The following is a 26,810-nucleotide window of genomic DNA, read 5'->3' as shown; positions in this document are numbered from 1 at the left end:
GGGGCGTTAGCTCAGTTGGTAGAGCAGCGGACTCTTAATCCGTAGGTCGAGTGTTCGAGTCACTCACGCCCCACCAGATGCCTCGCAAGGGCCGCACGATGTGCGGCCCTTGTCGTTTGTGCGCGAGGTTTCCGCACAGTGCTCGCTTGCACCTGCCATGACTATCTCGCACGGCGATCCAATGCCGCTGTCTCGCGCCACCACGCCGAGATCAACGTCTCCTTCGCATGGAGACGCTGTCGTCCAATTCCTACAGTCAATTCAGCCGCAACCGATGGTGCACAAGGCAGCCGCGCCCTAAGCTGAACTCATGTCGCTGCGCGGCGCGTGGCTGGCATTTGCTACAGGAGACGCATCATGAAAATGGCGAAGTCGATACTCGTTGTCATCACAGCGCTCGCGATGGGTTCGTCCATCCTCGGGTGCACGCTGGGTGGCGCAGCAGCGGGCGGCGTCATCGGTCACGAAGCCACCGGCGGCAGCACGGCCGGGACCATCGGCGGTGCCGTCGTCGGCGGTGTGATCGGGCACGAACTCGGTAAGTAATCCCGCAGGATTGACGTTGCTACCCGACCTGTCATGTTGACCGGCCGGGTAGCGGTACGTCGCGCACGGCGCACCACGGCATGTGCGCATTCACAACGCGGCTGGCGCAGTGCGATCGATGCCGTCAACGGCCCACCACGTACAGCGGACTATTCGGTGCGTAGCCGTACATGATGAGCACGTCGCCGACCAGCGCGTCGCCCGCTGCCCTCGCCTGAACAACGCTTTCGTAACGCTTCGCTTGCGCGGTGCACGTTGCATATTGACGCCCTCCGCCCCTGGCCGGGTCATCGTGACGACCGATGAACGCCGCCTGACGCACACTCCACACGAAATGCCCCTCGCACTTCGAAAACTCCGGCGGACGCCGCACCGCCGGGTCGACCGTGTGCGATGCCTCGCCATCCCGATGCAAACGCCACTGACGTTTGATCGCCGCGTCCGACCAACGCCCCATCCCGATGTCTTTTCCTTTGAGTCTTGCCATCACTCCCTCCTGGAATTTGCCTGCGGCACCTCGCGCGCGGGCACTCTGATAATGGTGACCAATAACGGGGGGAATGGGGTTGGGGAGTGTCCGATATGCGATGCCACACCCTACGATCACGCTTCACGCGCCTCGAAACTCGTCGTGCGTCATGCAAAGGACACCAAATAGCGCTCTGCACTCAGCGCACCCACGCAATATGCGTTCGATTTGCGCTGATTTCCGCTGACTTGCGCTATTTCCCGGCATACATAGCGCGGCGCACACACAACAGATCGGCAACGATTCCGGGATGCCCGCTATGCAGATGATCCTCATTGTCTACACTGGAAGTCCCATTGACGACGATCTCCGCAGGTCTGACGAGCGTTCGCCCGGACGGCACCTGCCCCGCACGCCATGGCGACTGTGACCTTCGCCCCCGCCATCCAACGTCATGTGACCATCGACGAGCAGCACGTCGACGGCGCCAGCGTGCGTGAAGCGCTGACGCAGTGCGTATCGCGCACGCCCGAGCTGCGCGGATATCTCTTCAACGATCAGGGGTCCCTGCGTCCGCACGTCGCGGTTTTCGTAGACGGACGATTGATTCGCGACCGACGCACGCTGGGCGACGGACTGACAAGTGCGAGCAGCGTCTACGTCGCGCAAGCGCTCTCGGGGGGATGACCTCAGCGATCACCATCGCAAAAAGCCACGCCGGCCACGACAACACGGAAAGCCCGGCGCCAGCCAAGGAGGAGCAACATGGAACACGTCACCGGTGCGACGTTACTGGTCGCGACGCGCAAGGGGTTGTTCACGTGGCAACGCAATAACGACACGTGGCGATTGACGTCGAGCACGCCGGATTTTCCGGGCGAACCGGTCAGCATGGTGTTGCACGATGCGCGCGACGGCACGGATTACGCAGCGCTCAATCTCGGACATTTCGGCGTGAAACTGTGGTGCCGCCCACGCGACGCAAACGAGTGGACGGAACTTCCGCCACCGGCCTTCGCGCCGCAAGCGTCGCCTGACGCCCCGACCGATACCGCCCTCGCCGCCTCCGCCTCCGCCACTACCACCGCCACCGACACGCAAGCACCGTCGGTCGATCTGCTCTGGTCGCTCGAAGCTGCCGGCCCCGATGCCCCCGGTGTGCTCTGGGCAGGCACGATCCCCGGCGGTCTGTTCCGCTCGGACGATCATGGCCGTCACTGGCAACTGGTGCAGAGCCTGTGGGATCGCCCGGAACGTGCCGAATGGATGGGCGGCGGCTACGATCACGCGGGCATTCATTCGATCTGCATCGACCCTCACGATAGCCGTCAGGTGATGGTCGCGGTGTCGACCGGCGGTGTCTGGCGAACGCGCGACGGCGGCGATACGTGGGCGCTCGCGGCAACCGGCATGGAAGCCGACTACATGCCGCCCGAACGCCGCCTCGATCCGAACGCGCAAGACGTTCACCGTCTGGTCCAGTGTCGCGACGCGCCCAACGCCCTGTGGGCACAGCATCACAATGGCATCTTCCGCACGCTCGACTACGGCACGTCGTGGCGACGCATTCAGGCCGCGCCATCGAGTTTCGGCTTCGCGGTGGCGGTCGACCCGCACGATCCGGATGTCGCCTGGTTCGCACCGGCCCAGCGTGACGCCTGCCGCATCCCTGTCGATGCACGACTGGTCGTCACGCGTACGCGCGACGGCGGCGAGTCGTTCACTACCCTCTCGCAGGGATTGCCGGACGTGCCCTCCTACGACCTCATCTATCGTCACGGCCTCGATATCGATGCCACCGGCAGCACGCTCGCCATGGGTTCCACCACGGGCGCGCTCTGGATCGGCGAAAACGCCGGCGAGCAATGGCAAAGCCTGTCGACGCACCTGCCACCAATCTATGCCGTTCGTTTTGTCTGAAACCTCTAAATCGACGTGCGAGCCTCGCCCCACGGCTCGCACCAACGATTGCGTCGGAATCGACCACCTCGCTCATCTCGTCGTTTACCCCGTTTCGCTGTAGGAAACCTTCAGTTCGGGTATTTCGTGTCGTATACGAAATGAGACGGACTGGCTTCATCGAATCCCCCCGTCACGCGTCGCCGGACATGTCACACGTGCCGAGCCTGGCGCGTGAGCCAATGTTGCGTCGCGCCTCATCCCGGTATCGACGCGTACTACGGCAAACCGGCGACCACTCCTCGAAACGCCATCGGCGACACGCCACCCGTGTTGCCCGGCATCAAATCTCTAAAAGGAGTCATTCTCTATGCGCATCGCCGACCTCAAGATCCGAACCCGTCTGGCCATCGGTTTCGGCACGTTGCTCGTTCTGCTTCTCAGCATGCTAGTCATCACCCTGGTGCGTTTCGTCGCGATAGAACGCGCCAACGAGGAGCTGCTGAACAGCGCCTGGGCCAAGGCCGACGCTGCCCACACGATCGACGCCATGGTGCGCGGCAACGGGCGACGTCTCCTGGAGTTCTTCACCACCACGAACCCGGCACAGCGCTCGACATACAACGAGCGCATTGACGCGAACCTCGCACGTATGGGCGAAGCACAGGCTTTGCTCGACAAGTACGTCACGACGGAGAACGGCAAGCGGCTGATCGCCGGCATTCGCGAACAGAACGAAGCCTTCAAGAAGGCGCGTGCCGCGATCATCGCTGAGCTCGACAACGATCAGCGCGATATCGCACTCGGCATCACGCAGCAGCAAGCGCTACCGGCGCTCGACACGATGCAGACCGAGGCCGCCGAACTAGTCACGTTCCAGAAGAAGATTCTCGATGAGACGGGGGCCGCCACGAGCGCCGACATCGCCTTTGCGAAGTGGCTGCTCGTCGGGCTGGGTGCGGTTGCCGCCTTCGTCGGCATTCTGGCCGCCTGGTCGGTCACGCGCAGCATCACGCGTCCGCTCGCGCGCGCCGTCGAGGTCGCCGAACGCGTCGCGCAGGGCGATCTCACGAGCCGTATCGACGTGACGAGCCGTGACGAGACGGGCCAGTTGATGGCCGCCCTCAAACACATGAACGAAAGCCTCGACCAGATCGTGCGACGCGTGCGCAGCGGCACTGCCGCCATCGCTTCGGCATCGGGCCAGTTGCTCGCGGGCAATACCGACCTCTCCTCGCGCACTGAAGAACAGGCCGCATCGCTTGAAGAAACGGCATCGTCGATGGAGCAACTGACGGCTACCGTCAAACAGAATGCGGACAATGCACGCCAGGCCAGCCAACTGGCGTCGAACGCCTCGGAGATCGCCGGTGAAGGCGGTCGCGTGGTGGAGCGCGCCGTGACATCGATGCAGGAGATCGCGGCGAGCTCGACCAAGATCAACGACATCATCGGGGTGATCGACGGCATCGCCTTCCAGACGAACATTCTCGCGCTCAATGCCGCCGTGGAAGCCGCACGTGCGGGTGAGCAGGGACGCGGGTTCGCCGTCGTCGCCGGCGAGGTCCGGACACTCGCCCAACGCAGCGCGGCGGCCGCCAAGGAGATCAAGTCGCTCATCGAGACGTCCGTCGGCAAGGTCGAGGACGGCTCCTCGCAAGTGCGCGACGCCGGGCGCACGATGACGGATATCGTGCAGGCCGTGCAGCGCGTGACGGACATCATGGGTGAAATCTCGGCAGCGTCGAGCGAGCAATCGGGTGGCATCGAGCAGGTCAATACCGCCGTCATGCAGATGGATCAGGTCACGCAGCAGAATGCCGCGCTCGTCGAGCAGGCCACGGCCGCCGCCGGCTCGCTCGAAGATCAGGCGCGCAACCTGCGTGAGGCCGTGGCGGTCTTCCGGTTGCCCGGTGGCGACGCCATGACGGCCGCAGACGACGACACCGATCTGGCCGCGAACGGCCCGCGCGGCGCCGTGCTGGCGTTCTCGCGTCAACGGCAGGTCGCATGAGACCCATGAGGCCCACGAGGCTCATGAAGCACGCGCCGACCTCGCGCAGCATCGTCTGAGTTCTCGCATGTCCCGACGCCCCGGCCCTTTCGCCGGGGCGTTGTCTTTCGCCGAACGTCAGGCCATCGCACCGCGCGACGCGCTGTCGCACATCGCTGCAAAGCCCCGTCCACGCTGGTCTGGCGGGCGATGGAGCGCTCAGCGCGGCAGTGCGACATTGGAGTATGATGGCTGCTTGCTATGCTTTTTCCCCACCGTCTGAGAAGAGGTGTACTGTGGCCCGAAAGACCCCCATCGAGCGCTACCGAAACATTGGCATCAGCGCTCACATCGACGCCGGCAAGACGACGACGACCGAGCGGATCCTGTTCTACACGGGCGTCAACCACAAGCTGGGTGAAGTCCACGAAGGCGCTGCCACGATGGACTGGATGGAGCAGGAACAGGAGCGCGGCATCACGATCACGTCCGCGGCGACGACCTGCTTCTGGCGCGGCATGGCCGGCAATTTCCCCGAACATCGCATCAACATCATCGACACGCCGGGACACGTCGACTTCACCATCGAAGTCGAACGCTCGATGCGCGTGCTCGACGGCGCGTGCATGGTCTACGACTCGGTCGGCGGCGTGCAGCCGCAATCGGAAACGGTCTGGCGTCAGGCCAACAAATACAAGGTGCCACGCATCGCGTTCGTCAACAAGATGGACCGCGTGGGCGCCGATTTCTTCCGCGTGCACAAGCAGATTCACGAGCGTCTGCGCGGCAATGCCGTGCCCATCCAGATTCCCATCGGCGCCGAGGATGGCTTCCTGGGCGTGGTCGATCTGGTGAAGATGAAGGGCATCGTCTGGGACGAAGAGTCGAAGGGCGTGAAGTTCGAGTACGTCGATATTCCCGAGAACCTCAAGGACACGGCGCAGGAATGGCACGAGAAGATGATCGAAGCCGCTGCCGAAGCCAGTGAGGCCTTGCTCGAGAAGTATCTCGGCGGCGACACGCTGACCGAAGACGAGATCAAGGAAGGCCTGCGCAAGCGCACGGTCGCCGGTGAAATCGTGCCGATGCTGTGTGGCACCGCGTTCAAGAACAAGGGCGTGCAGGCCATGCTCGACGCCGTCATCGAGTACCTGCCTTCGCCGGTCGATGTGCCCGCGATTGCCGGTCACGACGAAGACGACAAGGAAATCGAGCGCCACCCGTCGGACGACGAACCGTTCTCCGCCCTCGCCTTCAAGATCATGACCGACCCGTTCGTCGGCCAGCTCATCTTCTTCCGCGTGTACTCCGGCGTGATCGAGTCCGGCGGCACGGTGCTGAACCCGCTCAAAGGCAAGAAGGAGCGCCTTGGACGCGTCTTGCAGATGCATGCGAACACGCGTCAGGAACTCAAGGAAGTACGCGCCGGCGATATCGCGGCCGCCGTGGGGCTGAAGGAAGCGACGACGGGCGACACGCTGTGCGACCCGAACCACGTCATCATCCTGGAAAAGATGGAGTTCCCGGAGCCGGTGATCTCGCAGGCGGTGGAGCCCAAGACCAAGGGCGACCAGGAAAAGATGGGCCTCGCGCTCAACCGTCTGGCGCAGGAAGATCCGTCGTTCCGCGTGCAGACCGACGAGGAATCGGGCCAGACGATCATCTCCGGTATGGGCGAACTGCACCTCGAAATTCTCGTCGACCGCATGCGCCGTGAGTTCGGCGTGGAGGCAACCGTCGGCAAGCCGCAGGTTGCGTATCGCGAGACTGTGCGCAAGAAAGTCGAGGACGTTCAGGGCAAGTTCGTCAAGCAATCGGGCGGACGCGGCCAGTACGGCGATGTCGTCATCACGCTCGAACCGGACAAGGAAAAGCCGTACGAGTTCGTCGACGCCATCAAGGGCGGCGTGGTGCCTCGCGAGTACATCCCGGCAGTGGACAAGGGGATTCGCGAGACGCTCAACAACGGCGTGGTCGCGGGCTATCCGGTCGTCAACGTGAAGGTCACGCTGACGTTCGGCTCGTACCACGACGTCGACTCGAACGAAAACGCGTTCCGCATGGCCGGCTCGATGGCCTTCAAGGAAGCGATGCGCAAGGCCGAGCCGGTACTGCTCGAACCGATGATGGCCGTGGAAGTCGAAACGCCCGAAGAGTTCATGGGCAACGTGATGGGCGACCTCTCGGGACGTCGCGGCATCATGCAGGGCATGGACGACATCGTGGGCGGCGGCAAGATCGTTCGCGCCGAGGTGCCGCTCTCGGAGATGTTCGGCTACTCGACCTCGCTGCGTTCGCTCACGCAAGGCCGTGCAACGTACACGATGGAGTTCAAGCAGTACGCCGAGGCACCGAAGAACGTGGCCGACGCCATCGTCACGTCGAAGAAGTGACAACGCTGCGTCGCCTTCGTAGTCGAAGTCGGCGCAACGTCACGGTGGAGTAAAGCGCCGATGCGCAGGAACGGCGGTGCAACATGCGCCGTCGCCTGCGTCACCGGCGACCAACGCCCGCAGCGCCAGCGCCTTTGTCTCAGGATCGGGGGCGTATCGCTTGCGGGCGTTGTTTTTTGCGAGTCCCTGACAGTCCCGAGAAGCCCCCCGTCTCCCCTCCCCCCGCAACATCATGATGAAAAACGTCCTCAGCATTCAGTCCCACGTCGTCTTCGGCCACGCCGGCAACAGCGCCGCCGACTTTCCGATGCGACGCCTCGGTGTCAACGTGTGGCCGATCAACACCGTCCAGTTCTCGAACCACACGCAGTACGGCAAATGGACGGGCCAAGCCCTGCCGAGCGAGGAAATCCTGCGACTGGTCGACGGCATCGCGGACATCGGCGAACTGGGCAGTTGCGACGCTGTCCTGTCCGGGTATCTGGGCGCCCCCGAGCAGGCGAGCTTCGTGCGCGCGGCGGTGCAACGCGTCAAACAGGCCAATCCCGCTGCGATCTATCTTTGCGACCCTGTGATGGGGCATCCGGAAAAGGGATGTCAGGTCAAACCGGGGATCGAGCAGGATCTCGTCGAGCACATGCCCGGCATCGCAGACATCATGACGCCGAACCATCTCGAACTGGAAAAGCTCTCGCAGCATCCGATCGATACGTTCGACGATGCCGTTGCCGCGTGCCGCGCTCTGCTCGCGCGCGGGCCGAAGATGGTGCTCGTCAAACATCTGGAGTACGCAGGCAAGCCGCAAGACCGCTTCGATATGCTCGTCGTGACGAACGACGAGGCATGGCACGGCTCGCGCCCGCTCTATCCGTTCTCGCGTCACCCGGTGGGCGTGGGCGACCTGACCTCAGGCGTGTTTCTCGCGCGGCTGCTCAAGGGCGATACGGTTCGCGCGGCGTTCGAGCATACGCTGGCCGCTGTCGATGCGGTGCTGTCCGTCACGCATCTGGCGGGGCGCTACGAGTTGGAAATCGTCCGCGCGCAGGACGAGATCGTCACGCCGCCGCGCCGTTACGAAGCGCGAGCGGTGTGACGTCGTCAGTCGGAAGACGTTGAGCGGGTGGCGCTTCAGTACGCGCGCAGATGCTCGGCGTGATGCGACAGATGGTCCGCCATGAAGGTCTGGATGAAGTAGTAGCCGTGGTCGTAGCCGTCCTGACGACGCAGGTTGAGCGGCTGTCCCGCCTCGCGGCATGCGCGCTCGAAGATGTCCGGATGCAGTTGCGCTGCAAGGAACTGGTCGTTCAGCCCCTGATCGATCAGGATGCCGCCCGGGAACACGGCTTTGCCCGCCTTTGCGATCAGCTCGCTCGCGTCGTACTGACGCCACGTCTCACGATCCGCGCCCAGATACCCGGTGAACGCTTTCTCGCCCCACGGGCAATGCATCGGCGCGGCAATCGGCGCAAACGCCGAGACCGACCGGAACTTGTCGGGATTGCGTAATGCAAGCGTCAACGCACCATGGCCCCCCATCGAATGCCCGAAGATGCCGATGCGCTCGGCATCGACCGGCAACGACTGCGTCACCAGGTCATACAACTCGTCGACGATGTAGCTGTACATGCGGTAGTGCGTCGACCAAGGCGCCTGTGTCGCGTCGAGGTAAAACCCTGCTCCCACGCCGAAGTCCCACGCGTCGGTCTCGCCCGGCACACCGGCACCTCGCGGGCTCGTGTCGGGCGTGATCAGCGCCACACCGTGCTCGGCGGCAAGCCATTGCGCGCCGCCCTTGATCATGAACGTCTCTTCGGTACACGTGAGACCCGCGAGATAGAACAGTGCAGGCACGGCACGGCCGTCGCGCGCTTGTGGCGGGATGAAGACAGAAAAACGCATCGGCAGGCCGATGGTCGACGACGTGTGACGATAGAAACGCTGGGTGCCGCCGAAACAGCGATGTTCGGAAAGGAGTTCGAGCATGACGGGATCCGGGAGTGTACGGGGCGTCGGCCATGGCATCCGGCGGTGACGCGGCCTCTCATGCATCGAGCCCGACCGGCCGCCTGTGGCGACATACGGCTGCTATCTTACCTTGCGGGCACGATGCGTGACATCGCCTAGGCACTCGACGAGAACAGCGTACCTGTCGACGCCCGCCATGGCCGACGCGTTGTCTGGCATGCCTCCAGCACCTGCCCGGCATCCGTCGGGCTATGGCGTGCTGTGATGGGCTTGCGCTCGCTTGATGCCTTGTGACAGGCGAATACGCGTCGCTACGGTTGGCGTCCCTTACTCGTTACCAGGAGCGCCCCATGCCGAAGTCGCCTTTCGATCTCGACGATGTGACCAATCTCGTCCACCACAACGGCATTGCCGCACGTCTGTCGGAGCAGGAAAAGCGTTTGTTGGTGCTGCTCGCCGGGCGCGCGGGCACGGCGTTCGAGAAGCATGCGTTGATGGAAGCGCTGTGGGGACGGCGCGCCCAATGGATGGAAGACGCCGCGCTCGTGCAACTCGTCTCGCGTCTGCGGCGCTCGCTCGCCCCGCTCGGTCTGCAACGCGCCATCGTCACCGTCGCCCGCGTCGGGTATCGCTTCGACATGCCGTCGCCCTCGCTCGCTACAGCCACCGCAAAGCCCACCACAGGGCCGTCACGTCCTCATGCCACAACCGAGGCGTTATGCATTGACGATTCGACGGGCGTCACGTCGCTTGCGTTGCCACTTCAGCATGGCGTCGCCCGCGACGGGCACGGCGAGGTGCGACGCCATGGCGTCATCGTGAAGATTCCGCAGATCGAGTACCGCCTGCTGTGTGCGCTGCGTTCCCCCGTCGATGTCGTCCATGACAAACGTACGCTCATCGCGATGCTCTGGCCGGCGCGTCCCGATCAGGACGACACGAATCTGATGCAAGTCGTCTCCCGCCTTCGACGCAAACTCATCCCGCTCGGGCTGCACCGGCACATCGTCACGGTGCCACGCGTCGGTTATCGCTTCGCGTCTTGCGATACCGCGCTTACGCGCACCCCGGATCCGACAGATGTGTCAGCGCAAACGCCAGGCGCACCGCAACGCGCCGGCACGGGGATGTCGGCGACGTGGCATCTCGCTCGCCTCGCACTTCACGCACTGCGCGCGCTGACACGTCGTTTGCGCTGGCGCGACCGCTGAGCGAACGCGACGCTGGTCACGCCGATGCCGCAGCGGCCAGCGCCGCCCGGCGACGGCATCTGTCCATAAACTCTCAGGAGCCACAGCATGTCCGATACCACTCGTAACATCCCGACGCCCCGCGCACCTCAACAAACGTCACAGATCACCGAGACTGCCTCGCAAGCGGCAACAGCCACCGCGCAGAGCGAACTCGTCTACCCGACGGACCCGCAAGACGGGGCAAGCGAGGCGACCTACGCGCAGAACGGCTTCGATCCCGCGACCAGCACGACGCAACTGTCGTACACCTCGGCGCGGGTTGCCCGGCGTGTCTATAACCACTACGCAAAGAACGCATTCGAGGTCTCCGGTTACTACACCGACTGGTCGCAATACGACGGACGCCTCGACGGCGACTTCAGCAACGAGGCCGCCGGACGCGGCGTCGATCTGATGCTGCTCGACCCCTTCGCCTACGATCGGCTGATCGTGGGCTTCGCGGGCATCGTCGGCGATCAGGGTGAGAAAGCGCAGACGATTGCGCGCGCGGCGACCGACTTCGTACGCAAGCCGGATCAGGCCACCTTCGTCGATAGTTGGGGCGACGTGCTCGCCTATCGCAACTGCGGTTTTCCGGGATGGGTCAGCAACGACGTCATGCCGATGTTCCAGCAGTCACGCGCGCAGGGGGTGCTCGGCGGATTGCGTCTGTTGCACGCGAAGAATCCGGCGCTGAAACTCGCCCTCGCCATCGGTGGCTGGACCATGAGTCAGGCGTTTCACGGCATGGCCGGCACCAGCGCGCGACGCAAGACGTTCTGTGCGAGCGTCGTCGACTTGCTCAAGCGCTTCCCGATGTTCACCGAGATCAATCTCGACTGGGAGTACCCCGGCTCACCCGGCGACGACGGCAACGTGTACGACGATACGGACGGTCCGAACTACGCAGCGCTCGTTAGCGATCTGAAAAAGGCCCTCGTGGCCGCAGGACGCAAGGACGTGGAAATCTCGATCGCCGCTTCGGCCAACGTGGCCGACATGCGTCACGCGAATCTGCCGGGGTTGATCGCCGCTGGCGTCTCGCGCATCAACCTGATGACGTATGACTTCTTCGGCACGCCGTGGGCACCGACGCTCGCCCATCACACCAATCTGCACGACACGAACCCAGCCGACGCCGGTGGCTTCTCCATCGACCGTGCGGTGAACTGGTTGCGGCAGGCCGGCGTGCCGCTCGCCAAGGTGCATATCGGCTACGCGGCCTACTCGCGTAACGCGCTTCAGGCGCAAATCACACAGGTCAGCGCCCTGTCGGGCGCCTATTCGCCGGGCGACGACATCACCGTCGGTACGTTCGAATCGGGCACGACGGAGTACTACGACGTGCTGCGCAATTACCTCGATCTGGAAAACGGCACGGCGCGTCATGGCTTCGCGCTCTACACCGATCCGGTCGCCGACGCGGACTTTCTGTACCAACCGTCCAGCGGTCTGTTCATGTCGCTCGACACGCCACGCACGGTGCGGGCCAAGGGGGATTACGTCAAACGCAACGGCCTCGGCGGTCTCTTCACATGGACCATCGATCAGGACAACGGGGTGCTGGCCAACGCCGCACACGAAGGCCTCGGGCAGAAGGCGACGGTGTCGCACATCGACATGACGCCCTTCTACTTCAGCGGGAAGACGTCGCTCGACGAGTCGACAGGAGAATGATCATGCGCTTTCTCCTGTCTCGACTGCTGGAACCGTCGACGTGGGCCGGCCTGACAGGGCTTTCGGTGTCGCTCGGCATGTCGCCGGACGTCATGCACGAACTCGCGCAGGCGGGGGCGGCGGTCGCATCGCTCGCGGCGATGGCGCTTCCGGAGCGTGCGGCGCGCGGGCGACGAAACGACGACATTTCCGGGCAACCGTAAGTCCATTCGGGGACGTAGCAAGCGTAGAAAACGTGGGCAACGTCGACAGCCCTGCCTGCCGCTGTGCCCGCTAGGCACGGGCCGTGAGCGCATCGATATAGCGTTCACGGCCCATGTCAGGAAAAAATCGTCACGATTTCTAAACTTTTCGCTGCACGCGTCGCTATACGGTAGAGGACACGTCACGCCTTGCTGCGCTGCGTCGCGCGGCCAGGTTTTGGGAAACCCCGGAAAGATGTCACATTCGCCCGCTATGATGCCGGCGATGCAAATGGCAGTGAGACACCCCGAGGCCCCGGCACCCGCCTGTCAGGCAGTTGTGGCAGCGACGTCCCTCAGCAGTGCATGACAGACGCGTCGCGAAACGCCCGTCGGCACGGCCCTGTAAAGGGCTGGCCAGAACGAGCGCGACGACGCACGATGGCGATCACAACGATCCTGTCGGGCCATCACGGCCATAGCGGTTGATAACGACCGATAACGATTAATAACGACCAGATTCACCAGGGATTCACCGGGGGCCTTATGAAGCTGATCCTGCTGGCGCTAGCCGCCTCGCTATTTACGCTCGTCATGATGGTGCAGGCGCGCAGCGAGGCGAGTGACGTCGCCGTCTCCAAGTCGCAAGCGCAACCGACCGGCATCAACATCAGCGAACGCGTGCGTACGCGCAAAGACATGGCGATGTGGAACGCGCGTCGCAAGATGCACGCGGTCCGCCAGGAAGACTGAACGGCAGCAACATGCTGCGTCGCACCAAACTTGGGCATCCTCGAACAGCGTCCTATAGTGGAAAGGCACATAGGAGAGGAGATAAGAACGATGCCCGTATTCCACTTCAATCTCTACGACCTGACCTTGTTCCTGCCGATGGCAGTGGCCGGTGCGCTACTCGTTGGCGGCATCCCAGTTGCCACCCGTACCACGCGCTATAGCTTGCGTGCGGCCGGCGCGGTGGTCGGTGCGCTCGTCGCGTTCCTGGTCGTGGAGGCGCTCCCGGTGCTCGTATAGCCGGCGTCGCGCTTACGCAAGACCCGCGTCGAACGAGGAAGGTCGACAGCGTGCGAAGCACGCAGTGAGCGGCTTTTTCTCGCGACTTTCGATGCCTGCGCCGCGTGCGCCCCCAGTGCGCGGCAAGGGTTGCGTATTCCCTTCGAATCCTGTCGGCGGTCATGACGATGTCATCGCCGCGACCTAAGCTGATCTACGGCAACTTCGGTTGCGCTGTCACCCTCTCTGTTGCGCCGCCGACCCGCTCGGCGGCTTTTTTTATGACATCGCCGAGTGGCACACCCCGAGATTCTGGCGCTATCGCGCTGTATCGCGCGTTGTCCCGTTTTGTTCTGCCATGCGGCGCGCCATCGCCTACAATCACCGGAAGTGCAACGCCATGTGCGTGCTCCCGCCGCAACGTCAACAGGGATCGCGCCGTGCCGACAGAGGAGGTTTCCGCATGTCCGACGCGTTCTCCCGCGCCTTTGCCGTCGTCGTCAACCAGTATCGTTCGCCGCGCCAGTACACGGTCTCCGTCGAACGCGCCAGCGAGATGATCGCCAAGAACGTTGGCTTGTTTTCGGACGGGTTCGCCGCCGAACCGCACCTGATCGTGGGGCTGTTCGAAACCGAAGCCGAAGCCTGGGCGCTCGCGCGGCGCCTCCAGCGCACCCGCACCACCATGCAGGCGCTTTTACAGACGCCTGCGCGTACGGCCTCTCCAACTTCCCCCACCTCTCCCACCTCATCCGCATCCGTCTGGCCGCCGGAACTGGATTAACCCCGCCCGTCGCTGTGACGAAAAAAGTCGCGCCGTCGTCCGTCGTTACGCGTAGAATTCGGAATTCCAGATATCACGAATCACCGGCGAACGCCGGAATGACATGTCGTCTCCTGCCGATTCCGATTTCAATTCCGACGCCCAGCGCATCTCGCTGGGCTCACAGCCCTCGCTTGCGCCGCTGGCCAGTTCACCGGTCCTAATCGATCAGGTCTACTCGCGCCTGCGCGACGCCATCGCCGACCTCACGCTCCCCCCGGGCGAACGCATCCGGCAGGCGGAACTGGCGGACTCGCTCGGCGTGTCGCGTCAACCCGTCAGCCATGCGTTGCAGTTGCTCAAACGCGACGGTCTGGTCTGCGACAGCGGACGTCAGGGACTGGAAGTCGCGCCGATCGACCCGGATCATTTGCGTCAGCTTTATCAGGTGCGCACTGCACTCGACGGACTGGCAGCCCGACTCGCCGCGCATCGCGTGGTCGACGGTACGCTGCCTGCGCCCGACTTGCGACGCTTGCAGGACGCTGTCGCGGCCGGCATGGCGATGACACGCGGTACGCCGGTGGCACGTCAGGTGCGTATCGAAGTGGCGTTCCACACGGCACTGCATGATGCGTCGGGCAATCCGCTGATCGCGCAGACGGTGGCGCCGCAGTGGCCGCACATCATGCGCGCGATGGCAGCGACGCTCGACGCGCTGCCGATGCAGGAAGTCGTCTGGCACGAGCATGGCGAAATCGTGGCGCGCATTGCGGCAGGCGATGCCGATGGCGCAGAATCCGCGGCCCGCGAACACACCGAGGCCGACGGCGGGAACGCGCGTCGTGAATGGCTCGCCCGCCTGACACCCTCGAACTGAACCGACCGACTGGACCTGATGCCGTCGAACCGACGGCATCGCACCGACCCGCCATCATGCAAGCCGTCATCTCCGCCGCCTTTCCTGTTTTCGGCCTGATCTTCCTGGGCTACCTCTGTGCGCGTCGCGCCTGGCTCGGCACCACCGCGCTCGACGCGCTCAATCGCTTCGTCGTCTACCTCGCGCTGCCCGCCGTGCTGTTCCAGTCGATGGCGCAAATCACCTGGGCGGAACTCTTCAATCCTGGATTCCTGGGCGCTTTCGGCGGAGGGATGGCGGCCACGTTCGCGCTGTCGTTTCTGCTCGACCGCACGGTCCGGGGACGGCTGACCGACGCGAGCATCGAAGGCATGGGCGCGGCCTATCCGAACGCAGGGTTCATGGGCTTTCCGCTGTGTCTTGTCGCGTTCGGCCCGGCGAGCGTGCCGGCCGTGGTCGTCGCCATGCTGCTCACGGCGACGGTGCTCTTCGCGATCTCGATTGCGATCATCGAGACAGATCTGCAAGCGACACCCGACTGGCGTCGAACCGCCGGCTTCGTGGTGCGTGCGCTGATCCGCAATCCGCTGGTCGTCTCGCCGTTCGCCGGCATGGCGTTCGCGGCCGCAGGCATCGCACTGCCCGCCCCCGTGCTGCACTTCACCACGCTGCTCGGCGGCGCCGCCAGCCCATGCGCGTTGGTCGCGATCGGCATGTTTCTCGCACAAAGTGCGGGCGCCGCGAAGGAGCCGCGCATCGCTCACGCTGTGGGGCGTCTCGTAGGGCTGAAGCTGGTGTTTCAACCGGCGATCACGGCGTTTCTGGCATTCCGCGTGTTCGATCTGCCGTCGATCTGGGCGCATAGCGCGCTGCTGCTCTCGGCGCTGCCCATCGGCACCGGACCATTCATGCTTGCGCAACTGTATGGACGTGAAGCCGCCGTCGCATCACGCGCGATTCTGATTTCGACGGTGCTTTCGGTAGTGACGGTATCGTTGCTGATCGGCTGGTTCAGCCTTCGGTGATCGGCGAGCGTCAGGCGATACAAGGCAGGTGCGCGGGATGACCACGCTAGCGCAGACTCACCGACGGCGCGACGACCACGCGATCCCGGCCCGAGCGTTTTGCGGTGTATAGCGCCGCGTCGGCGGCACCGAGCAAACGCATCGGCAGCGTTTCCGGATCCGCAGTGTCGCGCGGATCGATACTGGCCAACCCGATCGAGATCGTGAGCGGCACGAGCGCACCATCGTCGTCGGGCACTTCCAGTCGCGCCACCGCACGTCGCACGCGCTCCGCCACCGTCCCCGCCCAGTTCTGTTCGGTCTGCACGAGCAACGCGGCAAACTCCTCGCCGCCGTAACGCGCCAACGTATCCGTCACGCGAAGCTGCGCACGCATACACGCACTCGCCGCACGCAAGGCGCGATCACCCGTGGCATGGCCGTGGCTGTCGTTGACGCGCTTGAAATGATCGATATCGATGAGCAGACACGCGAGCGGCGCGCCATAACGTGCGCCGCGCACCACCTCCTCGCGCAAACGCTGATCGAAGTAGCGCCGGTTCGACAGGCCCGTCAGCGGGTCGGTCAGGCCGATGCGCTTGAGACGTTCGCGATTCCACATGTTCTCGAGACACACGGCGACGACCGCGCCGAAACGTTCGAGGAAATCGGTCGCCATTTCAGGCGCGAAGCGTCGCGCGTCGCGACTACCCAGCGCGATCACGCCGATGTGACGCCCGTTGCGGGCAAGCGGCATGACGACCGCACTCGCGGGAGGACGCGCGCCGAACAGCGACGCGTGGCGCTCACGGGGCGCCCCGATCCAGAGTTGTCCGTTGCCGCATACGGCGCTGAAGGTGCCGGCATCCTGCGCAATGCACAGACCGGCATCCAGCGCACGAATGCCTTCGGCGGTATCGATGAGGTCACGCAACGTGTCGTCGACTTCTGCGAGCATCAGGCGCACGCCGGACAGATCGAAATCGTGACGCAGACGATTGAGCACCACTTCGAGGAATTGACCGAAGTCCGGCGCGCCCATGAGCGCCAGCTCGATGTCCTGGAAACGTTTTAGCGAGCGCTCGTTGCGCTGGACGGTTTCCAGCAGCGATTGCAATGCGTCGAGCGTCGGTGCCTGATTGGTTGCCACGTAAGGTCTCGAAAGACACGCGGCACTGCGCGGCCGCCTAGCGTGCTTGCCCCACCATGATGACTTCATGACGACGCATGTTGCAATGCCGTCGTGAAGCGACCATGCGGCCATCATGAGGCCGTTAACGGCACATGCCCATCAAATTTAAGGGTGATGAGAATCTATTTTGCCGTCGTGAAATCGAGCACTGGTGTGCGCTTTCTGCCGTGCTAGGGAAAATACTGACTTCGCATGAAAGCAATGCGGCGATGCACAAAATCCGTCCATCGTGGTGCATGACGATGTCCGGGCGGGCAGTCGTCCACCGTACCGGGTGAGGCTGGCATACAACATCGCAGACGACAAACTCACGCCACAACCTCCCCGCTAATGCAACGAAACGACTCACCATCGGCCACTTCACAATCACCGGACGCCAGCCGCCATCGCATCGACACACCTATCAAAAGCATCAGGTACGCATTGCGCTATCGAGGACAAGAAGCTCACCGGCATGAAGTCATGCTTAAGGTCGGCATAAGCGATGCACCGCGCTAACTTCGGTGCACGCCGCGATGACGCAAGCATGAAACATCGAGTTGGCGATGTGCCCGTTGTGTCTGCACCACAACGCCACCTGTGCGCACCGCGTCGCGCTGCATTTTTTCATCCCAGGCGCTTGGGAAACGACGCATCGCCATGTCTCACTTCAGTCACCACACTTCCCGGCAAGCGGGAAAATCGGACACGCTGACGCGTAGGGATTGCTGGACGATCAAAGACTTCGATGCCACGGAGATGGCGTCGAATGCGGGCGATGGCGCGATGTGGCGCAATCTCGCAGACCGGCCGTCCGGCAATGCCGAATGCATGTCGCATCGCAGCGAAAAATGGCTGGAAACTGGCGTGGATCAACAATCCCACAGTTTCCCTGCTTGACACCTTCCCACCTTTCCCGTAAAAAAACGGGTGCATGAACGTTGTATGGCGAGTCTTGTGTCATCTAATGTCGCCCTCTGCGTCAACTCGGTTGTACCTGATCAGCTTTAATGTCATGCGCTCGCTGAGCATCTCGCTCGCTCATTTGAAAACTTTAAGGATTTAAGAAATGGCAACTGGTACCGTCAAGTGGTTCAACGACGCCAAGGGTTTTGGTTTTATTACGCCGGACGAAGGTGGTGAAGATCTCTTCGCTCACTTCTCGGAAATCCAATCGAAGGGTTTCAAGTCGCTGCAAGAAAACCAGAAGGTCAGCTTCGAAGTGAAGATGGGACCGAAGGGCCGTCAAGCTAGCCAAATCCAGCCGCTGTAAGGTCTGGTGACTGGCTGAGCGATCGCTCACGCGATCGACGCGCCTCGGGCGGTGCGCTAACCCTAGCCGCCGCCCGAACTGAAAACCCCGCCGAGGCGGGGTTTTTTCATGGCTGGGCGATACTGCGCTGCGTCAGACCGCGCGCGGCTTCACGCGACTGGCGGCTTCCACCGCACGACTGCGCGCCACATCGAGATCGTCGTCGTAAGCGAGCGCCACGCCCATGCGGCGCTTGACGAAGCTCTCCGGCTTGCCGAACAGACGAATGTCCGTTTGCGGCACCTGCAGCGCCTGATCGACACCGTCGAACACGATGCCCTTCGCATCCACACCGCCGTAAATCACGGCACTCGCACCCGGCGTCTTCAGCGTGGTGTTCACCGGCAGCCCGAGGATCGCGCGCGCGTGCAGTTCGAACTCGTTCTGCCACTGCGTGATCATCGTCACCATGCCCGTGTCATGCGGACGCGGGCTGACTTCGCTGAACCACACATCGTCGCCCTTCACGAACAACTCGACACCGAAGATGCCCTGCCCGCCAAGATTGTTGGTCACTTCGCGTGCAATCAGACGCGCCCGTTCGAGCGCGACGGACGACATCGGGTGCGGTTGCCAGCTCTCGACATAGTCGCCACTCACCTGCTTGTGTCCGATCGGCGCACAGAAGTGCGTCTCGACCTGGGCGTCGGCGCCGCGTGCGCGCACCGTCAGCAACGTGATCTCGTAATCGAAGTCGATGAAACCTTCCACGATGATGCGGCCATGGCTCACGCGTCCGCCCGCCATCGCATAGTCCCAGGCGGCCTTCACATCGGCCGCGCTGTCGATCTTGCTCTGCCCCTTGCCCGAGCTGCTCATGACCGGCTTGACGATGCACGGATACCCGATGCCGCCGTCGATGGCCGCCTGCAACTGCTCAAGCGAGTCGCAGAACTGGTAAGGGCTCGTCGGCAGACCCAGCGTTTCGGCAGCCAGACGGCGGATACCTTCGCGGTCCATCGTCAGACGCGCGGCGCGCGCGGTCGGAATCACGCGCACGACACCGTCGGCCTCCAGCGCTTCGAGCATCGGCGTGGCAATCGCCTCGATCTCCGGCACGACCAGATCCGGCTTCTCCGCCTCGATCAGCGCCTTGAGTTGCTCGGGATCGGTCATCGCGATCGTGCGCGCATGATGCGCCACCTGCTGGCCCGGCGCGTTCTCGTATCGATCGACGGCAATCGTCTCGACACCGAGACGCTGCAACGCGATAAGCACTTCACGGCCGAGTTCGCCAGCGCCCAACAACATGACCTTCGTCGCGCTCGGCGACAGCGGGGTTCCGATAGTGGTCATTTGCGACCTTTGAAGAGTGAGGAATTAGGGGCGACGACGGCAAAGGCGAGCGCGGGACGATCTCACCTCACGGGCGTCGTACGGGAAAGACGTATTGTAGCGAGCCTGCCCTCCGCTGCGGCGGCCTTCGACAATCGCAGGACCGAGGAACCCAAGGACGAAAGCGTCGTGCGTCAGGCCAGCGCGCCGCGCAACACGCGACGACAGCTCGCCACCATGCAGGCTTCGGTGTCGTGATAGCCCATGAGCACCCATGCCGTCCCCGCGTTGGTCATGGCGCCCACGAGCGCCAGGCCGACGATGCGCGCTTGCGCCTGTGCCTCATCGCCTTCCGGCTCGGGCGTCGACGCCATGCCAAGAATCAGTTTCGCGAATTCGAAGATGTAGCGCTGATAGGTCTGGTCCGTCTCCGGACTCACCCCCATCACTTCGAGCAGCAGCACACGCGCCGCATGCGGATTGCGCAGGAAAGAAAAGAACGCGTGGAGGCCGGCATCGAGACGCGCATCGAGCGTCGGGGCGCTCGCCGCGATGGCTGCCTGCAACTGTGCGAGCAACGATTGCGCGTGATACGAGTAGGTCGCCCGCAGCAGATCTTCCATGTTGGCAAACGCCGCGTAGAAATACCGGTCGTTGAGCTTGGCCAGCCCGCACACCGCGCGCACGGTGGCGCGGCGAAAGCCGACGGTGCCAAACACCTCGGTCGCGGCGTCGATCAATGCCGTACGGCGCGCCTGCTCACGCTGCGCCTGATCTACACCGCCGTAGCGCCGCCCCTGGGCCGGCACCTTCGCCACTGCATCCGACATCGCAGCATCCCTCGATTCGAGTCCTTGTTCCATTTCGCTATTTGACATCACACGGACGGAAAACTAAAGTGGTGACACGCAACACCAAATTTGCATGACCTCATTATAGGTAGCGCGGGCGCCCTTGCAAGACGAGACGGATGGGCGACGACGCACCCCAGACGGAGACAGCGCAATGAAGACGTTCACGGACAAGGTCGCCGCGATCACCGGCGCCGGTTCGGGCATGGGCCGCTCGCTCGCGCTCGAACTCGCCCGCCGAGGTACGCATCTCGCACTCTCGGATATCGACGAAGCCAGCGTCGCCAACACAGCCATTGCCTGTCGCGCGCTCGGCATACGTGTGACGTCGCAACAACTCGACGTGGCCCAGCGCGACGCCGTTTTCGCCTGGGCACGCGATACGGCGGCAGTCCACGGCAAGGTGAACCTCGTGTTCAACAATGCAGGCGTCTCGCTGTCGGTGCCTGTGGCGACGGCGCGTCAGGAAGACTTCGAATGGCTGATGAACATCAACTTCTGGGGCGTGGTGCACGGCACGCAGGCCTTCCTGCCCTACCTGAGCGCTTCGGGCGACGGTCACATCGTCAACACGTCGAGCCTCTTCGGCATCATCGCGATGCCCACACAATCGGCCTATAACGCCAGCAAGTTCGCCGTACGCGGCTTCACCGAAGCCCTGCGCATGGAGCTGGATCTGGTGGGCTCGCCCGTATCGTGTACGTGCGTGCATCCGGGCGGCGTCGCTACCAACATCGTGACGACGTCACGCATCGACGACAGCATCGCCGCGTTCACCGGCATCGACGCACAGACCCATCGCCGTCGCGCCAACAAACTCATCGACGTGACAAGTGCAGATGCGGCCGCGCGGCAAATCCTGGCGGGTGTCCAGCGCAACGCCCGGCGCGTGCTCGTGGGCTCCGATGCGCGCCGCGTCGACAAGCTGGCGCGTCTGCTCGGGGCGAGCTATCAGGCCATGGTCGTCTGGTTCTATCGTCGCTCCGCTATGTCGGGCAAGCGAGCAACCGGCCCCGCCAGCGCGCACCCCACCAAGACCGAATCGTCCACGCACTGACGCCATCACCTGTCCGAGGATCTCGTCATGACGACCAACGCCACTGCTACCCCAGCCGCTCATCAAGCCAGCGCCGGTGCGAACCTCTCGAGTCTCGACGTCGTCATCGTCGGCGCCGGGCTGTCCGGTATCGCCGCCGCCCACTATCTGCGCGAACGTTGCCCGGGTACGCGTTTTGCGATGCTCGAAGCGCGTCAATCGCTCGGCGGCACGTGGGATCTGTTCCGCTACCCCGGCGTGCGCTCCGACTCGGACATGTTCACGCTCGGCTTCAGCTTCCGTCCGTGGACGAGCGATCAGGCCATCGCCGACGGTGGAAAGATCCTCGACTATCTCAAGGAGACGGTGCACGCGGAGGGCCTAGCCGACCGGATCCGCTACGGACATAAGGTCATCGAGGCCCGTTGGGATTCGAGCGTGGCGCGCTGGACACTCGACGTCGAACACACAGATGCCGACGGCCATCGCGAGACGCGCTCGATCACCTGCCGCTTTCTGTTCATGTGCAGCGGCTACTACGCTTACGACGCCGGTCATGCGCCCACATGGCCGGGGATGACGTCGTTCAACGGCACCGTGGTTCACCCGCAGCACTGGCCCGCAGCGCTCGACTACCGAGATAAACTTGTCGTCGTCATCGGCAGCGGTGCGACGGCGGTGACGCTGCTGCCGAGCATGGCCGCCACCGCCGCTCACGTCACCATGTTGCAGCGCTCGCCCAGCTACATTCTGTCGATGCCGCAACGCGACGGCATGGCCGAGCGCCTGCGCAGTTGGTTGCCGGCCGGTGCGGCACACCGCATCGTGCGCATGAAGAACGTGCTGATCACGCTCGGCTTCTACAACGCCGCGCGACGCTGGCCGCACGCAGTCCGACGTCTGCTGATCAAGCGCGCCGCGCGACAGGTGCAGGGTCATGCCGATGTCGAACGTGATCTCACGCCGCGTTACAACCCGTGGGATCAACGTCTGTGTCTGGCCCCGAACGGCGACATCTTCAAGGCGATGCGCAGCGGGCGCGCCGACATCGTGACGGACGAGATCGCAGCCTTCACACCGACAGGGCTTGCGCTCAAGAGCGGCAAGACGCTCGAAGCGGACATCGTGGTGACCGCCACCGGCCTGCGCGTGCAACTGATGGGCGGTGCACGGCTGCTGGTCGACGGCAAACCGGTCGCACTCGCCGACACCGTGGCATACAAGGGAATGATGTACAGCGACGTGCCGAACCTGGCGTCGATCTTCGGCTATACGAATGCGTCCTGGACGCTGAAGGCCGAGCTGATCGCGCAGTACGTCTGCCGTCTCATCAATCACATGAATGCGCACGACGCCGACACATGTGTGCCGCATCTGCGCGACGGCGAGCAAGGCGAGTTGCCCGCGATCGGACTGACGTCGGGCTACATTCAACGGGCAGCAGGCGTTCTACCCAAGCAAGGCCGGCGTAAGCCTTGGGTGTTCTACCAAAGCTATTTGCGTGATTTGCGCCTGATGCGCTGGAGTCGCGTCGACGACGGCGTCATGCGCTTCGAGCGGCGTGCCACGCGGCAGTGCGACGTCTCGTCGCATCGCGAGTCGGCACCGCACCTTGCTACGATGCGTTCTGAGTGACCCCCTTCCCTCATCCAGCGCTACGACACGACGCCATGCTCATTGCCTATCTGCTCGCCTGCCTCGTCATCGCTTTCGCGGCCGTGGTGTTCGTTCTGATGCGGTTCACCCGGCGCGTGGCGCACCGCGCCGAAGCGAGCGTGCCGCCGGATGGCCAGTTTCTCGAGATCGACGGAGAACGACTGCATTACGTCGACTTCGGACATGGCCCGGCGATCGTATTCATTCATGGGCTTTGCGGTCAGTTACGCAACTTTGCCTACCTGCCGCTCGCGGCGCTCGCCCACACGCACCGTATCGTGCTCATCGACCGGCCGGGGTCGGGTTACTCCACTCGCGCATCGGGGCGCGATGCCGCGATCGCATGGCAAGCCAACGTCGTCGCCCAGGTGATCGACAAGCTCTCGCTGGATCGCCCGCTGGTCGTCGGGCATTCGCTCGGCGGCGCGGTGTCGCTGAGGCTCGCGCTCGATCATCCGCAACGGGTGGGCGCGCTCGCGTTGATCGCGCCGCTCACGCAACCGGTATCCGACGTCCCTGCCCCGTTCCGGGCGCTCGCCATCCGCAGTGCATGGTGGCGTCGCTGGGTCGGGCGCACGCTCGCCGTGCCGGTCGGCATGATGACGGGACGCACGACGCTCACTTACGTCTTCGGCCCGGAGGACGCGCCCAAAGACTTCCTCATTCGCGGCGGTGGCGTGCTGGGATTTCGACCGGGTAACTTCGAGGCCGGTAGCGGCGACATCCTTGCAGCAGAGCGTGACATGCCCGGGCTTGCCGCACACTATGCGGAGCTGACGGTGCCCGTCGACATTCTTTATGGGCGTGGCGACCGCATTCTCGACTACCGTCAGCATGGCGAGCGCATGCCGGTCGCCAATCCTCGCATACGTCTGGCGCTCGTCGACGGCGGCCACATGCTGCCCGTGACGCAACCCGAAGCGACCATGCAATGGCTCCAGGAAGTGACCGCACGAATGCCGTCCACGCATGACTACCGTCCCCGCAACGACGTAATGACAGTACCGACGCAAGCCGCTAACGATGCTGCGTGATGCAGCGGAAAGGGTTGCGGCATCGTTCACCATGTCGCACGACCGCGTGACATGACATGGTGGCGCTCCTCGCTCGCGCGAACCTTCCGACCACTCGCTGCCGCGTCGTAGCGTCTCGATTTCAAAACTTCCCTAACCGAACGGCCGGCACGCCGCGCATCGGGAGTCGCCCGGCCTGCGGTCGACGCTTTCCGATGGCACACTAGGGACTTTCTGATTTCGCGCGGCTTGCGTGCGCACGTCCCATGGCAGATCGACCCGGTCGCACCGAAACGCCACCGTCCCCCTCCGGCGAAGCGCCCCGCTCGTCGCTGCGCATGGCGGCAAGTCTGGTACTGCTGCGCGAGCGCGCCAGCGGCATGGAAGTGCTGTTGTTACGACGTGCCGTTCGCGCCAACGATTTCAGCTCCGACGCCTATGTGTTTCCCGGCGGTGTGGTCGACGCCGCAGACCGCCGCGGCCATGCCGTCTGCGAGGATCTCGACGACAAGACAGCGAGCGCACGTCTCCAGCTTCCGGATGGCGGCCTCGATTACTACGTCGCCGCCATCCGGGAATGCTTCGAAGAAACCGGCGTGCTGTTTGCGCAGGACGTCGACATTGCCGACACCAAACTCGACGAACAACGCCTCTATGCGCTGCGCGCGCAACGCGAAGCACTCCACGACGGAACGATCGACATCGCATCGTTTTGCCAGTCGTCGAACGTGCGGCTCACGCCTCGTCATCTGCACTACCTGAGTCATTGGGTCACACCGCTGGCGTTGCCCAAGCGCTTCGATACGCGCTTCTTTCTTGCCATGCTGCCGGCGGATCAACTCGTCGAAGTGGATCAGATCGAGACGGCGGCCCATCGGTGGATGCGTCCGCAATACGCGCTCGCGCACGCGGATCAGTTGCGTCTGTTGCCGCCCACACGCAAGCTGCTCCAATGGCTCGACGGCATGGGCACCGCCACACAAGCCATTGCGACGGCCAGTGCGTTGCAGGAGATCCCGCGCATTCAACCTCGGCTCGCCAACGGGAAACGTGGTCGATGGCCGGTCACGCCGGACGAACCGGCCTGGGCCGAACTCACGCTGATCGATCCCGAGGAACAAGGGACGGGCAGCTACGACATCGTTCCCGGACGGGTCGTGCAACTCATGCCGGGCGTATTGCGGTTGACCGCTTCGAATCCGGGCATGATGACCGGCCCCGGCACCAACACCTATCTTGTGGGCGGCGGTCCACAGAACGCGTGGGCCGTCATCGACCCCGGCCCCGGCGATGCCGCGCATATCGACGCGATCCTGCGCGCCACCTCCGGCGTCGTGCGACAAATCTTCGTCACCCATACGCATCGCGATCACTCGCCCGGCGCGCGGTTATTGAAGGAGAAGACGGACGCGACGACTTACGGCATGCCTGCCGTCCACGACGAAGGGCAAGACACGAGCTTTGTGCCAGACGTCACCCTGACGGACGGCGACGAGGTGACGTTGCCGGACGGCCGCCGCCTGCGCGCCATTCATACGCCAGGGCATGCCGCCAATCATCTGTGCTACGGACTTGATGAGGTGAAGCTTGTCTTCACCGGCGATCACGTCATGCAGGGGTCGACGGTCGTCATCAATCCACCGGATGGGCACATGACGACCTATCTGGCGTCGCTGGAGACGCTGGCCGCGCTGGGTCCGCAGTGGCTGGCGCCGGGACATGGGTTCGTGATGGATCGTCCCGCACAACGGATCGCGCGGCTCATTGCGCATCGGCTCGCTCGGGAAGCGAGTACGTTGGCAGCCCTCAGGCAGGTCGGTCCGGCAACGGTGGAGACGTTGACTCCGGTCGTCTACGCCGATGTGCCTGCTGCGCGCCACGGGGTCGCCCGACGCTCGCTGCGTGCACATCTCGACAAGCTCGCGGAGGATGGTCGCGCGGCGGTGTCGTCCGAGGGCGTGTGGCGCTCGCTGGACGAGGGGAACGCCAACTGACGGGGTCTTCTGACGCTCCACGCCCATGGCGGCTTGACGTCATGACGCCTTGACGCCGTACGGGGGGAGTCGCGCATCAAACGACATCCGGCGCGTAACGCGGAATACGCAAACGCTCAGGCGTCGCCATCCCCCAGCAATTCGTCGACGATTCGCTCCCCGGCCTTGCGTCCCGCCATTTCAGCATCGAGGCGATTGTCGCGATGGCCGTCCGGTGAGCGCACTTCCGGGCCTTCTGGCTTGTCGTGCTTGAGCACCTGCACCAGATAGTCCCACGGCCCGGCGTACTCGTTCTGAAACGCACGCACGCGGATGCGATAGCCCGCGCGGTAATCGTAGACCTGCTCATGCGACGCGTAGCTCATGACAGACTCCGTAGTTCGAGTAGTGGCGAGAGACGGCAACGGCAACCGACGTCATACGTACGCAGGGGATGCGATGGCGTCAGGGCGCCCGGACGTCGACCGGTTCGGTATCGGCGCCATCGGCGATCGCCCGAGCGGCGAACT

At 63.8% G+C, this 26,810-nt stretch carries 26 protein-coding genes and 1 tRNA gene; 21 read left to right on the top strand and 6 right to left on the bottom strand.

All coding sequences use genetic code 11. The features are described from left to right. A tRNA-Lys gene (locus A9762_RS23275) sits at nucleotides 1–76 on the top strand. 281 nt (nucleotides 77–357) lie between these two features. Beyond that, nucleotides 358–546 (top strand): glycine zipper 2TM domain-containing protein, encoded by a 189-nt coding sequence (locus A9762_RS23270; RefSeq protein WP_069344366.1) that lies wholly within the window; start codon nucleotides 358–360, stop codon nucleotides 544–546. 124 nt (nucleotides 547–670) lie between these two features. Here A9762_RS23270 and A9762_RS23265 read toward each other — a convergent pair whose 3' ends face one another. Continuing rightward, on the bottom strand, nucleotides 671–1,033 hold the full coding sequence (locus A9762_RS23265; RefSeq protein ID WP_139133360.1) for a hypothetical protein: 363 nt from the start codon (nucleotides 1,031–1,033) through the stop codon (nucleotides 671–673). 399 nt (nucleotides 1,034–1,432) lie between these two features. Here A9762_RS23265 and A9762_RS23260 point away from each other — a divergent pair, with 399 nt between their 5' ends. From A9762_RS23260 to pdxY, 5 genes are all read left to right on the top strand, one after another. After that, nucleotides 1,433–1,702 (top strand): MoaD/ThiS family protein, encoded by a 270-nt coding sequence (locus A9762_RS23260; protein ID WP_069344364.1) that lies wholly within the window; start codon nucleotides 1,433–1,435, stop codon nucleotides 1,700–1,702. Between the two features lie 78 nt (nucleotides 1,703–1,780). After that, the gene (locus tag A9762_RS23255) at nucleotides 1,781–2,935 is read left to right on the top strand and encodes a sialidase (protein ID WP_069344363.1); all 1,155 of its coding nucleotides are present in this window, start codon (nucleotides 1,781–1,783) and stop codon (nucleotides 2,933–2,935) included. Nucleotides 2,936–3,284: 349 nt separating this feature from the next. After that, nucleotides 3,285–4,928 carry a methyl-accepting chemotaxis protein gene (locus A9762_RS23250; protein ID WP_069344362.1) on the top strand — a complete coding sequence of 548 codons (1,644 nt, stop codon included), beginning with the start codon at nucleotides 3,285–3,287 and terminating at the stop codon, nucleotides 4,926–4,928. A gap of 275 nt (nucleotides 4,929–5,203) precedes the next feature. Continuing rightward, nucleotides 5,204–7,300 (top strand): elongation factor G, encoded by a 2,097-nt coding sequence (gene fusA, locus A9762_RS23245; protein ID WP_069344361.1) that lies wholly within the window; start codon nucleotides 5,204–5,206, stop codon nucleotides 7,298–7,300. A 235-nt stretch (nucleotides 7,301–7,535) separates the two neighbouring features. Further along, nucleotides 7,536–8,393, top strand: coding sequence for a pyridoxal kinase PdxY (gene pdxY, locus A9762_RS23240; RefSeq protein ID WP_206093617.1), 858 nt, complete (start codon nucleotides 7,536–7,538; stop codon nucleotides 8,391–8,393). A gap of 35 nt (nucleotides 8,394–8,428) precedes the next feature. Here pdxY and fghA read toward each other — a convergent pair whose 3' ends face one another. Continuing rightward, nucleotides 8,429–9,283 carry an S-formylglutathione hydrolase gene (fghA, locus tag A9762_RS23235; protein WP_069344359.1) on the bottom strand — a complete coding sequence of 285 codons (855 nt, stop codon included), beginning with the start codon at nucleotides 9,281–9,283 and terminating at the stop codon, nucleotides 8,429–8,431. Nucleotides 9,284–9,615: 332 nt separating this feature from the next. Here fghA and A9762_RS23230 point away from each other — a divergent pair, with 332 nt between their 5' ends. The 8 genes from A9762_RS23230 to A9762_RS23195 all read left to right on the top strand — a co-directional run bounded on the left by A9762_RS23230 (nucleotide 9,616) and on the right by A9762_RS23195 (nucleotide 16,014). Further along, on the top strand, nucleotides 9,616–10,476 hold the full coding sequence (locus tag A9762_RS23230; RefSeq protein ID WP_069344358.1) for a winged helix-turn-helix domain-containing protein: 861 nt from the start codon (nucleotides 9,616–9,618) through the stop codon (nucleotides 10,474–10,476). 87 nt (nucleotides 10,477–10,563) lie between these two features. Further along, nucleotides 10,564–12,174: a glycoside hydrolase family 18 protein gene (locus tag A9762_RS23225; RefSeq protein WP_083254224.1), complete on the top strand. Its 1,611-nt coding sequence runs from the start codon at nucleotides 10,564–10,566 to the stop codon at nucleotides 12,172–12,174. Nucleotides 12,175–12,176: 2 nt separating this feature from the next. Beyond that, nucleotides 12,177–12,377, top strand: coding sequence for a hypothetical protein (locus A9762_RS23220; protein ID WP_069344357.1), 201 nt, complete (start codon nucleotides 12,177–12,179; stop codon nucleotides 12,375–12,377). A gap of 525 nt (nucleotides 12,378–12,902) precedes the next feature. Then, complete coding sequence (locus A9762_RS23215; protein ID WP_069344356.1) at nucleotides 12,903–13,109, top strand: hypothetical protein; 207 nt, start codon at nucleotides 12,903–12,905, stop codon at nucleotides 13,107–13,109. A gap of 90 nt (nucleotides 13,110–13,199) precedes the next feature. Next, nucleotides 13,200–13,388 (top strand): hypothetical protein, encoded by a 189-nt coding sequence (locus tag A9762_RS23210; protein ID WP_069344355.1) that lies wholly within the window; start codon nucleotides 13,200–13,202, stop codon nucleotides 13,386–13,388. A gap of 442 nt (nucleotides 13,389–13,830) precedes the next feature. Further along, nucleotides 13,831–14,151 (top strand): hypothetical protein, encoded by a 321-nt coding sequence (locus A9762_RS23205; RefSeq protein ID WP_069344354.1) that lies wholly within the window; start codon nucleotides 13,831–13,833, stop codon nucleotides 14,149–14,151. A gap of 103 nt (nucleotides 14,152–14,254) precedes the next feature. Then, nucleotides 14,255–15,010: a GntR family transcriptional regulator gene (locus A9762_RS23200; RefSeq protein ID WP_083254223.1), complete on the top strand. Its 756-nt coding sequence runs from the start codon at nucleotides 14,255–14,257 to the stop codon at nucleotides 15,008–15,010. Nucleotides 15,011–15,066: 56 nt separating this feature from the next. Then, nucleotides 15,067–16,014: an AEC family transporter gene (locus A9762_RS23195; RefSeq protein ID WP_069344367.1), complete on the top strand. Its 948-nt coding sequence runs from the start codon at nucleotides 15,067–15,069 to the stop codon at nucleotides 16,012–16,014. A 46-nt stretch (nucleotides 16,015–16,060) separates the two neighbouring features. Here the strand turns inward: A9762_RS23195 and A9762_RS23190 are convergent, their stop codons facing one another. Beyond that, the gene (locus A9762_RS23190) at nucleotides 16,061–17,143 is read right to left on the bottom strand and encodes a diguanylate cyclase (protein ID WP_069344353.1); all 1,083 of its coding nucleotides are present in this window, start codon (nucleotides 17,141–17,143) and stop codon (nucleotides 16,061–16,063) included. A gap of 621 nt (nucleotides 17,144–17,764) precedes the next feature. Here A9762_RS23190 and A9762_RS28715 point away from each other — a divergent pair. Together A9762_RS28715 and A9762_RS23185 are read left to right on the top strand one after the other, a co-directional pair. After that, nucleotides 17,765–18,064: a hypothetical protein gene (locus tag A9762_RS28715; RefSeq protein WP_139133359.1), complete on the top strand. Its 300-nt coding sequence runs from the start codon at nucleotides 17,765–17,767 to the stop codon at nucleotides 18,062–18,064. Nucleotides 18,065–18,233: 169 nt separating this feature from the next. After that, nucleotides 18,234–18,437 (top strand): cold-shock protein, encoded by a 204-nt coding sequence (locus A9762_RS23185; protein ID WP_069344352.1) that lies wholly within the window; start codon nucleotides 18,234–18,236, stop codon nucleotides 18,435–18,437. Between the two features lie 132 nt (nucleotides 18,438–18,569). Here the strand turns inward: A9762_RS23185 and purT are convergent, their stop codons facing one another. Further along, nucleotides 18,570–19,772: a formate-dependent phosphoribosylglycinamide formyltransferase gene (gene purT, locus A9762_RS23180; RefSeq protein WP_069344351.1), complete on the bottom strand. Its 1,203-nt coding sequence runs from the start codon at nucleotides 19,770–19,772 to the stop codon at nucleotides 18,570–18,572. 173 nt (nucleotides 19,773–19,945) lie between these two features. Beyond that, nucleotides 19,946–20,629, bottom strand: a complete 684-nt coding sequence (locus tag A9762_RS23175; RefSeq protein ID WP_069344350.1) for a TetR/AcrR family transcriptional regulator — start codon at nucleotides 20,627–20,629, stop codon at nucleotides 19,946–19,948. Nucleotides 20,630–20,756: 127 nt separating this feature from the next. Between A9762_RS23175 and A9762_RS23170 the strand changes: the two genes are divergently transcribed. The 4 genes from A9762_RS23170 (at nucleotide 20,757) to A9762_RS23155 (ending at nucleotide 26,301) form a co-directional block, all read left to right on the top strand. After that, entirely contained in the window at nucleotides 20,757–21,659 is a 903-nt protein-coding gene (locus A9762_RS23170) for an SDR family oxidoreductase (protein ID WP_069344349.1), read from the top strand. Nucleotides 21,660–21,686: 27 nt separating this feature from the next. Next, nucleotides 21,687–23,273, top strand: a complete 1,587-nt coding sequence (locus A9762_RS23165; protein WP_069344348.1) for an NAD(P)/FAD-dependent oxidoreductase — start codon at nucleotides 21,687–21,689, stop codon at nucleotides 23,271–23,273. A gap of 35 nt (nucleotides 23,274–23,308) precedes the next feature. Then, entirely contained in the window at nucleotides 23,309–24,328 is a 1,020-nt protein-coding gene (locus A9762_RS23160) for an alpha/beta fold hydrolase (protein WP_083254222.1), read from the top strand. A 245-nt stretch (nucleotides 24,329–24,573) separates the two neighbouring features. Continuing rightward, nucleotides 24,574–26,301 (top strand): MBL fold metallo-hydrolase, encoded by a 1,728-nt coding sequence (locus A9762_RS23155; protein ID WP_069344347.1) that lies wholly within the window; start codon nucleotides 24,574–24,576, stop codon nucleotides 26,299–26,301. Nucleotides 26,302–26,417: 116 nt separating this feature from the next. Here A9762_RS23155 and A9762_RS23150 read toward each other — a convergent pair whose 3' ends face one another. Further along, a complete protein-coding gene (locus tag A9762_RS23150) occupies nucleotides 26,418–26,666 on the bottom strand; it encodes a hypothetical protein (protein ID WP_069344346.1) in 249 nt (82 codons plus the stop codon). Between the last annotated feature and the right edge of the window lie 144 nt (nucleotides 26,667–26,810).

The organism is Pandoraea sp. ISTKB (assembly GCF_001721285.1).
GTDB classification, from domain to species: domain Bacteria; phylum Pseudomonadota; class Gammaproteobacteria; order Burkholderiales; family Burkholderiaceae; genus Pandoraea; species Pandoraea capi.
This window is presented reverse-complemented; position numbering and strand designations above follow the sequence as displayed.

What these genes read in the sequence shown, in the direction of transcription:
- A9762_RS23215 (WP_069344356.1), top strand. Translation starts at nt 12,903, where the DNA reads ATGAAGCTGATCCTGCTGGCGCTAGCCGCCTCGCTATTTACGCTCGTC.
- A9762_RS23165 (WP_069344348.1), top strand. Translation starts at nt 21,687, where the DNA reads ATGACGACCAACGCCACTGCTACCCCAGCCGCTCATCAAGCCAGCGCC.
- A9762_RS23265 (WP_139133360.1), bottom strand. Translation starts at nt 1,033, where the DNA reads ATGGCAAGACTCAAAGGAAAAGACATCGGGATGGGGCGTTGGTCGGAC.
- A9762_RS23160 (WP_083254222.1), top strand. Translation starts at nt 23,309, where the DNA reads ATGCTCATTGCCTATCTGCTCGCCTGCCTCGTCATCGCTTTCGCGGCC.
- pdxY (WP_206093617.1), top strand. Translation starts at nt 7,536, where the DNA reads ATGAAAAACGTCCTCAGCATTCAGTCCCACGTCGTCTTCGGCCACGCC.
- A9762_RS23250 (WP_069344362.1), top strand. Translation starts at nt 3,285, where the DNA reads ATGCGCATCGCCGACCTCAAGATCCGAACCCGTCTGGCCATCGGTTTC.
- A9762_RS23200 (WP_083254223.1), top strand. Translation starts at nt 14,255, where the DNA reads ATGTCGTCTCCTGCCGATTCCGATTTCAATTCCGACGCCCAGCGCATC.
- A9762_RS23150 (WP_069344346.1), bottom strand. Translation starts at nt 26,666, where the DNA reads ATGAGCTACGCGTCGCATGAGCAGGTCTACGATTACCGCGCGGGCTAT.
- A9762_RS23225 (WP_083254224.1), top strand. Translation starts at nt 10,564, where the DNA reads ATGTCCGATACCACTCGTAACATCCCGACGCCCCGCGCACCTCAACAA.
- A9762_RS23255 (WP_069344363.1), top strand. Translation starts at nt 1,781, where the DNA reads ATGGAACACGTCACCGGTGCGACGTTACTGGTCGCGACGCGCAAGGGG.
- fghA (WP_069344359.1), bottom strand. Translation starts at nt 9,283, where the DNA reads ATGCTCGAACTCCTTTCCGAACATCGCTGTTTCGGCGGCACCCAGCGT.
- A9762_RS23260 (WP_069344364.1), top strand. Translation starts at nt 1,433, where the DNA reads ATGGCGACTGTGACCTTCGCCCCCGCCATCCAACGTCATGTGACCATC.
- A9762_RS23185 (WP_069344352.1), top strand. Translation starts at nt 18,234, where the DNA reads ATGGCAACTGGTACCGTCAAGTGGTTCAACGACGCCAAGGGTTTTGGT.
- A9762_RS23170 (WP_069344349.1), top strand. Translation starts at nt 20,757, where the DNA reads ATGAAGACGTTCACGGACAAGGTCGCCGCGATCACCGGCGCCGGTTCG.
- A9762_RS23205 (WP_069344354.1), top strand. Translation starts at nt 13,831, where the DNA reads ATGTCCGACGCGTTCTCCCGCGCCTTTGCCGTCGTCGTCAACCAGTAT.
- A9762_RS23195 (WP_069344367.1), top strand. Translation starts at nt 15,067, where the DNA reads ATGCAAGCCGTCATCTCCGCCGCCTTTCCTGTTTTCGGCCTGATCTTC.
- A9762_RS23230 (WP_069344358.1), top strand. Translation starts at nt 9,616, where the DNA reads ATGCCGAAGTCGCCTTTCGATCTCGACGATGTGACCAATCTCGTCCAC.
- purT (WP_069344351.1), bottom strand. Translation starts at nt 19,772, where the DNA reads ATGACCACTATCGGAACCCCGCTGTCGCCGAGCGCGACGAAGGTCATG.
- A9762_RS23155 (WP_069344347.1), top strand. Translation starts at nt 24,574, where the DNA reads ATGGCAGATCGACCCGGTCGCACCGAAACGCCACCGTCCCCCTCCGGC.
- A9762_RS23220 (WP_069344357.1), top strand. Translation starts at nt 12,177, where the DNA reads ATGCGCTTTCTCCTGTCTCGACTGCTGGAACCGTCGACGTGGGCCGGC.
- A9762_RS23175 (WP_069344350.1), bottom strand. Translation starts at nt 20,629, where the DNA reads ATGTCAAATAGCGAAATGGAACAAGGACTCGAATCGAGGGATGCTGCG.
- A9762_RS23210 (WP_069344355.1), top strand. Translation starts at nt 13,200, where the DNA reads ATGCCCGTATTCCACTTCAATCTCTACGACCTGACCTTGTTCCTGCCG.
- A9762_RS23270 (WP_069344366.1), top strand. Translation starts at nt 358, where the DNA reads ATGAAAATGGCGAAGTCGATACTCGTTGTCATCACAGCGCTCGCGATG.